This window comes from Candidatus Tisiphia endosymbiont of Mystacides longicornis (assembly GCF_964031095.1).
Taxonomy (GTDB): Bacteria; Pseudomonadota; Alphaproteobacteria; order Rickettsiales; family Rickettsiaceae; genus Tisiphia.
Map to the genome: position 1 here is coordinate 787,200 of NZ_OZ035004.1, position 14,044 is coordinate 801,243.

Here is a 14,044-nt window from a genome sequence, read left to right on the forward strand (position 1 = left end):
TTTACTGTACTTTCAGTAATTCATTGATTTTAGTAATAGATAGTCCAGTAATTCTCGCTACTTCTTCAATAGAGCTACCATTGTTTATCATCATTTTTATTAATTTAGCTTCACCCTCGGCTCTACCTCTAGCTTCTCCTCTAGCTTCTCCTCTAGCTTCTCCTATGGCTTCTCCTCTAGCTTTACCTCTGGCCTCTCCGATTTTGATACCATCTTGGAGTCCGATTTGAATCCCTTCTTCTTTCCATACTTGAGCTATACTAGGCATAAGTTCTTCTCCTTTTTCTTTAGTTAAACTATTTTTTAATATTTTTTCTAACTCTATTTTATCATTTTGCTCAATAAAGGTCAAAGTATAGCTCAATAGATTTCTTATATGGTCATGACCTATTGTTATTTTACTCAATTTAGGCAAGAGATGAGAGATTTCTTGCCATCTTTTCAGTAATTGACGTTCGTGGATGTGCTTAAGGAAAAATAACAAAATTCCAGACCATATTTTTTTCTTGAGTTCTTCATCGGGAATGTCATGTACGTTAATAAGCTGACAATCATTTGTCCAAAAGCCTCTGGCTAAATCTGGATGGCTAAATAAATTCCATATATTGAGCGATGCGTTATATTTCTTCTTGCCATTATAAATTATTAGGGGATAAATTACTGGAAGGCTTTTAGCTTTAGGATTAGTAGTTAAATATAGATCACAAATATTAATCATATATTTAAATAACCTAAATGCCATCATTTTATCAACAGTACTTTGATGTTCCAATAGCAAAAAAATATAGCCATCCTGATCATTAAACTTAACAGAAAATAATACATCTGAAATAGTTTCAGAAAGGTCTGGCTCAATAAAACTATCTTTTTCTAATTTTAAAGATGTACTATCGATTAAAGCCAACACATCCTTCGGCAAATGAGTTGCCAAAAATTCTTTAGCAACTATGGGATTCTCCATAGATTTGCGAAAGATTTCATCATGTTTTGGCTTGTCTAGAGTCATAATAAAATTTACTTATATATTCACCTTACCCAAATCTATTAGCGAGAACACGTAGTGGTCGTGGCAATCCAAAAAATCATTACTTTAGTTATTAGACCTCTTTCAAAACTCGCTTATGCTGAGGAGTTTGAAGGAGACGCGGAACGCAGAACCGCAGCGTACTCTAGCGTACGTGAGGATTCGAGTACCGCATCGACGTACAAATTACCAGCAGATTGCAGACAGCCTCCTAGATTGCCTTATGCAGGGAGTCTAGTGTATTGCCCACTTAATTTGCTTTAAATTAACACCTTCTTGAACCATCTCCCAAAGAGGACTCAGTTCTCTTAACTTGTTAATTTTTGACTTTATTAACTCTACAGCATAATCTATTTCTTCTTTAGTGGTAAATCTACCAATACCAAACCTAATCGATGTATGTGCCATTTCTTCGTCAACCCCCATAGCTCTTAACACATATGATGGCTCCAGTGAAGATGAGGTACAAGCTGAACCAGATGAAACGGCTAAATCCTTAATAGCCAATATCATTGACTCCCCTTCGACATAAGCAAAACTTAAATTTAAATTTCCCTTATATCTCTTATGCATATCACCGTTTAAATAGACATCAGCAATTTGTTTAGTAATATTATTATAAAATCTATCAAAAAGCTCTTCTACTAGTTTAGAATCTTGCGACATTTCCGATAGAGCTAATTCAGCTGCTGCCCCGAGTCCAACAATTAAAGGAGTTGGGAGAGTTCCAGAACGCATACCTCTTTCCTGTCCACCACCATTTAAAATTGGCACTAATCGTACCCTAGGTTTTTTTCTTACATATAAAGCTCCAATACCTTTGGGACCATAAATTTTATGCCCAGAAATACTTGCCAAATCAATGTTACAATCATTAACATCTATGGGGATTTTACCATATCCTTGGGCAATATCTGAGTGAAAGAATACGCCTAATTCCCGACAAATTTTGCCAATTTCTTTAATTGGCTGAATAACACCGATTTCATTATTTACCGCCATCACCGATACCAGCATAGTTTGGTCGGTTATGGCATTTCTTAATTGCTGTAAATCAATCAAGCCATTTGCCTGAATTGGCAAATATGTTACCTTAAATCCTTCATTTTCTAAATGCCGACAAGCATCTAAAACGCATTTATGTTCACTTATCACTGTTATTATGTGATTTTTCTTACTACCATAGAATTTAGCAATACCTTTTATCGCTAAATTGTTAGATTCAGTAGCACCAGAAGTAAAAACAATTTCTTTAGAATCAGCACCAATAAGCCTTGCCACTTTCTCTCTTGACATTTCTACAGCTTCTTCAGCTTCCCAACCAAAGGAATGACTCCTAGAGTGCGGATTACCAAATTTAGTAGTAAAATACGGCAACATACATTCTAGAACCCTTGGATCCATAGGGGTTGTTGATTGATAATCCATATAAATTGGTAGCGATTTACCAGTTAATTTTACTTGTTGTCTTAATTTTTCTAATTTATCCATTTGAGTATACTTCTTCAAACGCTTTAATAAATGTCACAACATCTTCAATAGTTTGTTGATAATCGAAACTGATTCTAATCGAAGACCTAGCATCTTCCTCACTAACCCCCATAGAAGATAACACATGTGACTTGCCAACTTTTCCTGATGAACAGGCAGAGCCGGAACTCACCGCTATACCCCTTAAATCAAAAGCTATCAACTTAGTTTGTGCATCAGTTTCTGGCACAATCATCAAGGTAGTATTAGGTAGTCTTTCAACATTCTTTGACACTATTTTAACATTTTTATAGTTAAGTAAATTCTGCTCCAAATATGTTTGTAATTTCTTCATTTTATTATATCTATCTGCTAGCTCATTAGTAACTATTGATGATGCAAGCCCGAACGAGGCAATTGCCAGCACATTTTCTGTACCTGAGCGAATATTCCTCTCTTGCCCTCCGCCAATCATCATCGCTTTAAGCGTATTTCCTGCCTTAACAATCAACGCACTACTACCCTGCATTCCTCCTAATTTGTGAGCTGATATAGTAGCAAAATCAACAGCTAGTTCTTTAATATTGACCGGTATTTTGCCAACTGCTTGCACGCAATCACTATGAAATACCGCTCCATATTTTTGGGCAATTTTAACTAGCTGCTGTATGTTTTGTACAACACCACTTTCATTATTAGCCAACATCACAGAGACTAGCTTTTTACTAGCTTGACTAGTTGATAATAATTGCTCTAAATGTTCAATATCAACAATGCCATCACTATCAACGCGGATAATTTTAATATTATCCCGATATTTAGTGTGATCAAAGATCGATAAATGCTCTATACTAGAAACAAAAATTTCTCCATCATAATAATTATTCATCAGCAAATTATTACTCTCTGTACCAGAGGAAGTAAAAATTACCTGATATTCCCTAGAATTTATATCAGCTCCAACAGATTTCGCAACCTGCTGCCTAGCTATTTCTACTAAACTTCGAGCATAACGCCCCTTTGTATGAATAGAAGACGGATTATAATAGGTCTCTATCATCAAATTCTCCATCAGCTCTTTAACCTTAGGATGAATGTTAGTAGTAGCATTATGATCTAAATATAACATAAATTTTCAGCCCACTAATACAAAAGTTGTAAAAAAATAATTTTTATATTAGTTAATATAGGAAGTCAAGTATACCTAAAGCATATCAGCTATCGAAATAGTATCAAAATAATCCCTTATATGCCGACTTAAACCCAACCATAAATGATGGGCGTTACATTGCACTTTATTAGGTACACAACTATTTCCAGATTTCCCTAAACATCTGGTCATTTCGATATTCTCATCTACCGCATCAATAATATTAGTAATCCTGATTTTATCTAATTTTTCATTAATGATATAACCACCTTTTCGACCTTTAGCTGATCTAACTATGTTAGCTTTCTTCAGTTTTGCAAAAATTTGCTCCAAATAATTAACCGGTATATGTTGTTTTGCTGAAATTTCAGCCAAGGTAACAGGCGTATCCGACATTTGTGATGCAATTTCTAAGATTGCCATCACCGCATATCGCCCTTTTGTAGTTAATTGCATACAAACGACTCCACCATTATAACATATATCTTATAATATCCTACTAATTTAGTCAAGTATTCTATTAACAAAAAAATCCAATTGACAGTAGCGAAATTGGTAACTAAACTTTACTTATTAGGAGGTTGTTTGCGATAATTAATAAATCAATAATCATATTATAAATTTTAAAATGGAGAGTAACCCATGTCTAAGAATCAAGATAATGCTTCTTTAATAAGTGATGAAACAACAGAAGCAGAAAGAAAAAAACATGAAGAATTTTTAGCATATTTAGAAAATGTCCGAGCAGAATTTGAGGAAAAGTCAGTAGAGGAAATCAAAGAATCTAGCATATTAGAGTTGGCTAAGTATTTTTGTAATGATTATTTGCTTATCATAAAACATCAAAAACAGAGCGAGAAATTTTCTGATCCCCAAAGCAGTGAGGAAGAACAACAGAAAGCTTATAGCTATCTAGACGAACACACTGAATCTAACATAGACAAGTTCATAACAGCTTTTGGTGAACTCAAAATTAAGACTTTAAAATTGTTAACATCATATGAAACTGCTCCTAGCGTCCCATTTACTTATTGGGCAGAAGATATAAAAAGTAGTCTGAATTCCTTACAGTCAGAAACACTTTTATCTTCCTTTGAAAAAATATCAGATGTTAATTCTTCAATTGGAGACAAGCTGTTTACTGCTGTTCTTCGTTATGAGCAATTATTAAAGTCTCCTGATTACCAAGCAATTTTGGAAAAAATTATCAACACAGAAGCAGAAACACAAAAATGCGAGGAATTTTTAGCCCCTTTAGAAGATATCCGAGCAAAGTTTGAGAAAAAGTCAGTAGAGGAAATCAAAAAATCTAGCGTATTGGAGTTGGCTCAGTATTTTTGTGCTGCTTATCAGCTGATCGAACAGTATCAAATACAGAGCAAAAATCTTTCTGGTTCCAGCAACAACAGGGAGGAGACAAAACACGCAGCGTATATATATCTACAACAACACAGCAAACCTGATACAGACAAGTTTATAACAGCCTTTGATGCACTGAAAACTAAACTCCAAGTAGTACTAAACAGTAATTATGGTAATTCTGATATTAATGAGTCTTTCAAAACTTGGATAGCAGCAACTAAAGGGTGTCTGAATAATGTACAGAAAGAAGATTTTAATGCTTTTTTTAGCGAAATACCAGAAACAGACAAATCTTCAATTGAAGAAGAAGTGTTATTTACTTTCCTTGGTTTTAAGCAATTCGTAGAACATCCTATTTACCAAGAATCTATGGAAAAGATTATCATAACAGATATTCCGAGAAAACAAGAATCTACTATTGAGATATGCGATAAAGAATTACCAGAAGAAAAAGCTGTATCTAATATAACCGAGCAGATATTGCAAATTTTGGATAATACTTTGGATATTGTACCTATAACTGGTTCTAATTTGGATGACAATGATTTAGCTTAACTGGTTAAAGAGTGGATTGCTTCGACCATTACATGGTCTCGCAATGACGTATATGCACCCCAAATGTCATTGCGAGGAGACCGTAAGGTCGACGAAGCAATCCATTTCTAATCAACTTTTACTCGATAATCAAGTTTTTTGCAGATTTGAATAAAATATAGGACAATGGTTGTCATCCCTAAGAAGGCAGGGAACTAAAAATGCCATGAGGTATAATAGATTCCGCACCGAAGCAGGAATGACAGATTCTCCGTTTAAAGTTAGCTTATGTGCTTAGAAACTCTTGACACTCTTATGCTTATCGTATTTGAATCTAATTCAATATCGGTCATATAGTCTGGCGTAAAATTGCTAGCAAATTCACTTAAGGTTTGTTCGAGAATGAATTTACTATGTTGCTGGACTATTAGCATAAAATCTGGCTTACCAATAATCTCTAGGAAAATTCTGTCATTTATAGCAAAATTAGCATCTTTTCTCGCTTGTTGAATAAAGCGTATTAAATCTCTCGCTATACCTTCTTCGTATAATTCCTGTGTTATTTCCAAATCTAGCAATATTAGCCCCTGATTATTAGCTAAAGATTTTGTACCTTTAGCATTTTTAGGTTGTAAGGCTAGAGAGAATTCATCATTATTCAGCTTCTCTCCGGCTATTATTAGATGCTCAGGAGTAAGTTGCCACTGATTCTTTTTAGAAGCTACTATGATATCTTTGACCTTATGAGGTAGACGCTTACCTAAATTAGGAAAGTTAATCGATAATTTATGATCGGCATAATTTTCTACATCATCTTTATAAATTACCTTTTTAACATTGATTTCATCTTTAATCAATTCTTCAAATTTTATTAATAGCTCATTATTGCTGCTAATGATTGTTAAGCTGCTCAATGGTTGTCTAGTCCGAATATTCTCGCTACTTCTAATGAATAAAGCATTACTACAAATATCTAATATTTGATCCATGGTGCTAACCAAATCATCATCCACTTCTATCTTATCTAGTGTAGGAAAATCTGTCAAATGAACACTAGACTTCCCACAAAACTCTTTTGCAGGAAGTCTACTCTCACCTTTCGGTTCTATCCCGGTGAGTCCCAAATAAATCTCCTCAGAAATTAATGGCAATAAACTAGATTGAGCGGACGACATTATTTTAATACAACTATATAAGGTATTATAAGCATTTTTCTTATCTTGATCTTTCTCACTTTTCCAAAAACGATTTCTACTTCTTCTAATATACCAATTATTTAATACTTCAAAAAAATCGGCAATGTTACTATAGGCTATTTGACTGTCAAAATTATCTAACCCATGCTGAATTTTTTGTACTGATATTTTTAGTTTTGATAAAATATAACGATCTAGCACATTTTGAGAATTAAAGTCTAGTTCAGCTTTGATTTGGTCAGCATTAGCATACATAGTAAAGAAATGGTAGGCATTCCAAATAGGCTTAATAAATAAACGTAAGCTCTCAAAAACCATTTTTCCGTCTTTATCGATCAATAATTCCTGACCTTTAACTATGTTTGTAGAAAGCATAGTGACTCTTAGAGCATCAGAACCATATTTATCAAATAATTCTAATGGATCAGCATAATTATTAAGACGCTTTGATAATTTTTGTCCGGTACTATCTAATATAACTCCATGGCAAATACAATTTAAAAAAGGTGGTTGGTCAAATAAGGCAGTTGACAATACCATTAAAGTATAGAACCAACCACGTGTTTGTGCTGAATATTCCACTATAAAATCAGCAGGAAAATGCTTTTCAAACCAATCTTTATTTTCAAATGGATAATGTACTTGTCCATAAGGCATAGAGCCGCTTTCAAACCAACAATCAAATACATCTTCTATTCGACGCATCATTGACTTACCGGTTGGATCGTCTGGATTTTTTCTAGTTAGCTGATCAATAAAAGGTCGATGCAAATCAACGATTGTTACCCCAAAATCTTTCTCTAGCTCTTCTATTGAACCATACACATCAATTCTAGGATAAGCCGGATCATCCGACTTCCAGACTGGGAGAGGCGTCCCCCAAAATCTATTACGGCTAATTGACCAATCTCTAGCATTTTCTAACCATTTTCCAAATAGATTATCCCTAATATGCAAGGGTATCCAGTTAATTTGCTGATTTAATTCAACCATTCTGTCTTTAAATTCGGTAACTTTCACATACCAAGAAGGAACTGCTTTGTATATAAGAGGGGTATCAGTACGCCAGCAATGCGGATAATTATGAATATATTGCTCAGTTTTAAACCAATTTCCCTGATTTTTTAGCTTAATAATAATTTGATCATTAGCATCAAATATTTGCAAACCGACAAAATCATAAATTTCTTTGGTAAATTTCCCAGCATTATCTACAGGACAAACGAGTTCTATTCCTTGCGATTGACAAAGAATTTGATCTTCCTCACCAAAACCGGGAGCCATATGTACGATACCGGTACCGTCTCCTTCGACGACAAAATCTCCAGAAAGTACTTTGAAACTACCTGGATGATTGGAAAAATAATCGAATAATGGTTGGTAAGTAAGATTCATGTTTAATAAGCACTTACCTTCAATTATATCATAATTTGTGTCAGCACTAAGCCCTAATTCTTTGTGATATTTTTCTAAAGCAAATTTTGCCAAAATATAACAAACCTGACCATTTGGCACTAAAGCATATTCAATATTTGCTCCAATGGCTAATGCCAAATTAGCCGGCAAAGTCCATGGCGTCGTAGTCCATGCCAGCATTCTATACTCATTATACTGCACAGAACCTGGCAATTTCTCATTAAGTACAAAACTTACCGTAACCGCCTTATCAGTTCTCTCTCTATATGAGTTGTCTAGCCTAGTTTCAAAATTGGATAAAGGCGTTTCACATGCCCAAGAATAAGGCATTACCCTCATTGATTCATAAAGAAGCCCTTTATTGTATAATTCTTTAAAAGCCCATAAAACAGATTCCATAAAGGCTTTATCCATAGTTTTATAGGAATTGTCAAAATCCACCCATCTTGCTTGCCTATTAACATATTTCTGCCACTGATCAGCATATTTCATCACCGATGATTGACAATGCTCGTTAAATTTATCAATACCAAAATTGATAATGGCAGTTCTACCAGAAATACCCAACTCCTTTTCTGCTTGCATCTCGGCAGGTAGTCCATGACAATCCCAACCAAAGCGTCGCTCAACTCTTTTGCCTCTACTGGTTTGATAACGTGCATAAACATCCTTGATGAACCCAGTTAGCAAATGTCCATAATGTGGGAGTCCATTGGCAAAAGGGGGTCCATCATAAAATATAAATTCGTTATTCTTATCATTTTTTACTGATGGTCTAGCATCTATAGTTTTTTGAAAAATATTATGCTTTTGCCAATAAGCTAAAATCTTTCTCTCAATTGTTGGAAAATCAACATTAGATTGAATATCTGGGTAGTGTTTTTTAGTCATTATAGTCTCGATTACAGAAAGTATATTATAAAAATAGTCGAATAATTGGTATATCGACAGGGTTTGGTAGCTTTAACATATTCTTACATTTAGAGGATATAGTTATGATATTGGATAAAGATTTAGTAATATATTTATCAGTATCTATATTATCTTCTGACTCATCTTGAATGTAATAGAGTATTGAAGTTATATAAACACTGAGTAACAGACCTCTCTTAGTATAATAATTATAATCTATAGACTTATCGCCTGCATAACGCCAAATTAAGTCACAAGTACGAAAGGCTGTTTTTGTTGCGAATATGCTGTTTGATGGTACGGCAAAATAACTACGATTCCTCAAATGTACAAGTTTAGCTATACCATCTTTTATTCTGATTTTTAAGGCTAAATCAATTCTATCCCTTATTTTAATCGGAGTTTCCTGCTGAGATAATAACTCCAGCATTTTCTGGTCTTGCCAGCTTTCAAAAAAATCAACTATTTCCCTTATCCCCTCAGGAAAAATTATATGGCAATATCCTTTAACAAAACCACATTCTGTTTCCGTATCTGCTAATAATTTATCATTCCACTCGTTAAAAACTAGCAGTTTTGCTAAAGTCTGTACAAATTGTACTTTTAAACTATGATATTTCTCTTCAATAGTCATAAATGCATCTTTTAATATTGACATATATCTTGACATATACATTTAGTATATAGATAATGTTCATATCATTCAACAATCTAATTTGCACGAAAAGGGGGTAATTAAAAGTGATACTAGTAAATGTTCATGCTGGGAATGGTGAGCAAGCAATTAAAAATTTGAAAAGAAAAATGCAAAGAGAGCTTGTTTTTCGTTCAATGAAAATGTCTCGTTTCTATGAACCTCCTTCAGTAAAACGTGTCCGTAAGGATCAAGAAACAGAAAGAAGGAAGAGAAAAGTTGCTCGTAAACAAATGATGGAAGGTTAAGCGAGCTTAATGTTCTTGGATTGCTTCGTTAGCTACGCCTCCTCGCAATGACTGTTTTTATCTCTCAACGTCACGTCATTGCGAGATCACATAGTGGTCGTGGCAATCCAAACATTAGATAAATCTGGATTGCTTCGTCGACCTAAGGTCTGGTCTCCTTGCAATGAAGCTTATATGCTTCAGTGTGGAATCTATATCCCGTACTGAAGCATGAATGACATTTTTTCTTTCTTATAAGCAAATCTAAGGTTAATATTTGAGATATTATGATTATTAGAACATATTCTTGCTACATTTTTTTTATAGGTTTAATAATATCATCTTTTATGCTCCACACCCACGCAGCTGAAACAAAGAAAGCTAATTTGTATATCATAAGCGATAAAGCTTTTGTTGGGGATCGTAGTCAATTACTAGGAGTAGCAAGAGAAAGTGAGAAGTACTTTAAAAGTAGGTCTATTACACTAAATGTTGAGGAGTACGATAAATCGCAATTAGAAACCGTTAAGGATCAAATTAGCAATAACAAAAATCTTACTATTATAGTTTCAGTTGGTTATTACGGCATAGAATTAATAACTAAATTAAAGTCATATCCTGAACTGGCAAAGAAGATTATCGCAGTACATCTTTCTCACCAACTATTAGATAATGGTACTTTATCACACAAGCAACTTGTCCAAGAAAAACGTGATGATTTCTTTGGTGCAGACATAATAGCCTTACCTAGCCATGCATTAGATAAGCAAAATACTAAGCTTACTGGTGTGAACACTATACTCCTTACTACTAATGGGGTAGCACACAATATGCAACTATCTGATATTGAATCAGAATATGCTGCATTTAAATCTATGTTCTCTTCCTTCGATAAGCCCTCTGATAAATTTTTAGCAGTGATTTTAGCAGGGGATGTACCAGAAAATGGTACATATCATTGCTATACAGGTAAAGAAGCAAAGAAGTTAGCTGAATATGTTAGTAATCTTGTACTAAAAAACAATTATTTTGTATTAGTATCTAATGGACCACGTACAGGAAAATATGATTGTCAACATAATAAAGAACTTAGTGTACATGAAAAAGATAGTATAATGGATGTGGTAACGTCAAGTTTCCAAGAAATTCTACAAAAAAATCGTGTGCCATTTAAATTATTTGACTTCAAGAAAGGGCAACCAAGTATGTATAAGGCTATTCTTGGAGCTGTTTTATACAACAAGCATAGCTTGATTATAGTACCAGGTGAATCTACTTCTATGGTCTCAGAAACCGTAGATATGTTACCTGCTAAAACTGTTACAGTGTATTATAACTCTACAATGAATGAAACCCATAAAAGACACATAAAAAACGAGTTTAATGAAGGAAGAGTATCAATTATTGATGAGAATATGCATCTTCATTTACCTAATAATACACGAGCTAAGTATTATTCTGCTAGCGAGAATATAGCTAAGGGTATATATACTTTATGGCATACTCGTACAGTTGCTATCCCAAAGGTTATTAAATAGACCTGTCTGCTCAAATGATTTAAAGAATGGGATTTGAAAATGATGAATAAGAATCTGTTCGCCAAGCGTCTATTAGCGAGGAGTCGCTTTGCAGTGATGCGGCAATCTAAGTCTATACTAACTTGTCGATTGATTCGTTGGCTACACCTTCTTGCAATGACTGTTTTTATCTTTCAACGTCACGTCATTGCGAGATCGCATAGTGGTCGTGACAATCCAAACATTAGAATAAATCTGGATTGCTTCGTCGCCACTAAAGTGGCTTCTCGCAATGACGAAAATATTTTGCCAAACGTCATTGCGAGACCACATAGTGGTCGTGGCAATCCATATTTGTTAGATTACTTCTTTGATTCACGCCTTTTTGCAATGACCTTTTAACAACATCTCTTCAATTTATGTCCATAATAGTTCAAAAATTTGGCGGAACTTCTGTTGCTAACATTGCAAGAATAAAAGAAATTATTCCCATTATTAAGCTTGAAAAGCAGCATGGTAATCAAGTAATAATTGTAGTTTCAGCTATGGCTGGTGTTACCAATCAACTAGTTACTTTATGCAATGAGGTTTCTAGTCTTAAGACTAGTTCACAACTGGCAGAATATGATGCTGCCCTTTGTAGTGGAGAGATGGTAACAGCCTCCTTACTTGCCCTTGAGCTACAACAACAAGGCATAGATGCAAGGTCTGTGCTAGCATGGCAATTACCAATCTTAACCAATGATAATTATAGCAAAGCTTTGGTTGAGCAAATCTCTACTAGTTTATTAACAGAATGTATTAAACAAGACATCATCCCGGTAGTTGCTGGATTTCAGGGTATCAGTAATAATAATAGGTTAGCAACGCTTGGTCGAGGAGGATCCGATACTACTGCCTCGTTAATTGCAGCTGCTATGCAAGCTGATAGATGTGATATATACACTGATGTAGAAGGGGTTTTTACTGCTGATCCACGAATTGTTCCTGGAGCAAAGAAATTATCACAGATTAGTTTTGAGGAAATGCTGGAATTTGCATCTTGTGGAGCGAAAGTGTTGCATCCACGCTCCTTAGAAGCGGCTATTAGATATAACGTACCCATACGCGTTTTATCGTCGTTCTCACTACCATTATACCATGAAGATAGTGGTACACTAATAACATCTAGAGAAAAAATTATGGAAAATAAAAAAATTACCGGCATTACTTCCAACAAAAATTTATTAAAATTAGTAGTAAATTCCACTCAATTAAATTTTTCTAAGATATGCAACCTGATCACTAACCATAATATTCACCTAGAATTAATGGAAAATATCGAGGAATATCGACAATATAGCTTTATTATCCAATTATCCGATAAAAATAAATTACAGCATTTGCTAGATGATCTAAAGAATGCTAATCAGATAAATAATTTTATTATCGATAGCCAAATTTCTATAGTATCGATTATTGGTCACGGCATTAAAAATGACCATAATTTTCTTGATATGGTATTAACTGAACTGGAAAAACAAAATATATCAGTGAAAATGATACAAATTTCAGAAATTAAAATTTCTCTGCTAATAAAAGACCTTGACACTGAAAAAACTATACGTTGCTTGCATCAACTATTTGAACTAGATAAATAGTTTTAGGTAGATTTTTGTCATTGCAAGACCATGTATAGTCAATTGATGAGAAGTTGGTGACGTCGTCACTCAATGCTCGCCTATTATAGTGAATTAACTTGAATTGGCAACGGTATAAATCCGATTAGTATTTTAGCATCAGCGTCATTGCGAGGAGCTACTTTAGTAGCGACGAAGCAATCCAAAAAACGATTAAAATGGATTGCCACAACCTACTTGCGTGGTCTCGCAATGACGTATATGTACTCCATTAGTACCAACTTCTCATCAATATACTATTAGAGCTCTTGCATAACCTAAAGATAATTGAGGAATTTTTAGGAAAAACGAAGTCGAGTACCGCAGCGTACTAAGATGTACGTGAGGAACGGAGACGAGTTTTGACAACAAAATTACCAATTAGATTAGGTTATGCAAGAGGTCTATTGAAGTTTCTTAATAGAATCTAAAGTAGTCTCTAAAATCATACTTGCTGCAATTGAGTCATCTTTTTGGTTACGTTCTCGTCTTTTAACTCCTAACGATTTTAATAAGTTATTGGCAGCAAGGGAAGTAAGCCTTTCATCTTGTAGATATATAGGAAGATTTGTTGCAGAACTTAATGTTGCACTGAATTTTAATACAATTATAGTTTGCTCACTAGAGTTACCATTCATACTAATAGGCAAACCTATGACTATACCACAAATAGAATAAGTTGCGACTAAATCTAATATTGACTTAATCTTTTTTTCTTCTATCGTTTCATAAATAGTTTTTAGTGGCATAGCAATAGTCTGTTCTTGATTTGAAATAGCGATGCCTGTTTTCCGTATTCCATAATCTATGGCAATAATTGGTCTATTAGCTTGTAGAAGCTGAAAAAATTCTTGCAATACTGCTATTATCATGATACCTAAATT

At 34.2% G+C, this 14,044-nt stretch carries 12 protein-coding genes; 5 read left to right on the forward strand and 7 right to left on the reverse strand.

Features of this window, described 5'->3' with window-relative positions:
* Position 1: 1 nt before the first annotated feature.
* Positions 2 to 1,006: an Rpn family recombination-promoting nuclease/putative transposase gene (locus ACQH6S_RS04010; RefSeq protein ID WP_425364696.1), complete on the reverse strand. Its 1,005-nt coding sequence runs from the start codon at positions 1,004 to 1,006 to the stop codon at positions 2 to 4.
* Positions 1,007 to 1,060: 54 nt separating this feature from the next.
* Between ACQH6S_RS04010 and ACQH6S_RS04015 the strand changes: the two genes are divergently transcribed.
* On the forward strand, positions 1,061 to 1,288 hold the full coding sequence (locus tag ACQH6S_RS04015) for a palindromic element RPE1 domain-containing protein (protein WP_425360713.1): 228 nt from the start codon (positions 1,061 to 1,063) through the stop codon (positions 1,286 to 1,288).
* Here the strand turns inward: ACQH6S_RS04015 and ACQH6S_RS04020 are convergent.
* The 3 genes from ACQH6S_RS04020 to ACQH6S_RS04030 form a co-directional block, all read right to left on the reverse strand.
* Positions 1,259 to 2,515: an IscS subfamily cysteine desulfurase gene (locus ACQH6S_RS04020; RefSeq protein WP_425360712.1), complete on the reverse strand. Its 1,257-nt coding sequence runs from the start codon at positions 2,513 to 2,515 to the stop codon at positions 1,259 to 1,261. The two genes, ACQH6S_RS04015 and ACQH6S_RS04020, sit on opposite strands and share 30 nt — an antisense overlap.
* Positions 2,508 to 3,623 (reverse strand): cysteine desulfurase family protein, encoded by a 1,116-nt coding sequence (locus ACQH6S_RS04025; RefSeq protein WP_094649487.1) that lies wholly within the window; start codon positions 3,621 to 3,623, stop codon positions 2,508 to 2,510. Before ACQH6S_RS04025 ends, ACQH6S_RS04020 begins: the two co-directional genes overlap by 8 nt.
* Positions 3,624 to 3,698: 75 nt before the next feature.
* Positions 3,699 to 4,100: an Rrf2 family transcriptional regulator gene (locus tag ACQH6S_RS04030; RefSeq protein WP_341748629.1), complete on the reverse strand. Its 402-nt coding sequence runs from the start codon at positions 4,098 to 4,100 to the stop codon at positions 3,699 to 3,701.
* Positions 4,101 to 4,286: 186 nt separating this feature from the next.
* Here ACQH6S_RS04030 and ACQH6S_RS04035 point away from each other — a divergent pair, with 186 nt between their 5' ends.
* A complete protein-coding gene (locus tag ACQH6S_RS04035; RefSeq protein WP_425360710.1) occupies positions 4,287 to 5,561 on the forward strand; it encodes a hypothetical protein in 1,275 nt (424 codons plus the stop codon).
* A gap of 260 nt (positions 5,562 to 5,821) precedes the next feature.
* Here the strand turns inward: ACQH6S_RS04035 and ileS are convergent, their stop codons facing one another.
* Together ileS and ACQH6S_RS04045 are read right to left on the reverse strand one after the other, a co-directional pair.
* Complete coding sequence (ileS, locus tag ACQH6S_RS04040) at positions 5,822 to 9,043, reverse strand: isoleucine--tRNA ligase (protein WP_425360709.1); 3,222 nt, start codon at positions 9,041 to 9,043, stop codon at positions 5,822 to 5,824.
* A gap of 25 nt (positions 9,044 to 9,068) precedes the next feature.
* Complete coding sequence (locus ACQH6S_RS04045) at positions 9,069 to 9,698, reverse strand: COQ9 family protein (RefSeq protein WP_375330167.1); 630 nt, start codon at positions 9,696 to 9,698, stop codon at positions 9,069 to 9,071.
* A gap of 107 nt (positions 9,699 to 9,805) precedes the next feature.
* On the opposite strand from ACQH6S_RS04045, the gene rpsU reads away from it, so the two are divergent.
* The 3 genes from rpsU to ACQH6S_RS04060 all read left to right on the forward strand — a co-directional run bounded on the left by rpsU (position 9,806) and on the right by ACQH6S_RS04060 (position 13,142).
* Positions 9,806 to 10,006, forward strand: a complete 201-nt coding sequence (gene rpsU, locus ACQH6S_RS04050; RefSeq protein WP_094649364.1) for a 30S ribosomal protein S21 — start codon at positions 9,806 to 9,808, stop codon at positions 10,004 to 10,006.
* A gap of 326 nt (positions 10,007 to 10,332) precedes the next feature.
* A complete protein-coding gene (locus ACQH6S_RS04055; RefSeq protein WP_425364697.1) occupies positions 10,333 to 11,523 on the forward strand; it encodes a hypothetical protein in 1,191 nt (396 codons plus the stop codon).
* 398 nt (positions 11,524 to 11,921) lie between these two features.
* The gene (locus ACQH6S_RS04060) at positions 11,922 to 13,142 is read left to right on the forward strand and encodes an aspartate kinase (protein ID WP_425360707.1); all 1,221 of its coding nucleotides are present in this window, start codon (positions 11,922 to 11,924) and stop codon (positions 13,140 to 13,142) included.
* Between the two features lie 422 nt (positions 13,143 to 13,564).
* Here the strand turns inward: ACQH6S_RS04060 and ruvX are convergent, their stop codons facing one another.
* Positions 13,565 to 14,032, reverse strand: coding sequence for a Holliday junction resolvase RuvX (gene ruvX / locus ACQH6S_RS04065; RefSeq protein ID WP_094649362.1), 468 nt, complete (start codon positions 14,030 to 14,032; stop codon positions 13,565 to 13,567).
* Positions 14,033 to 14,044 lie beyond the last annotated feature (12 nt).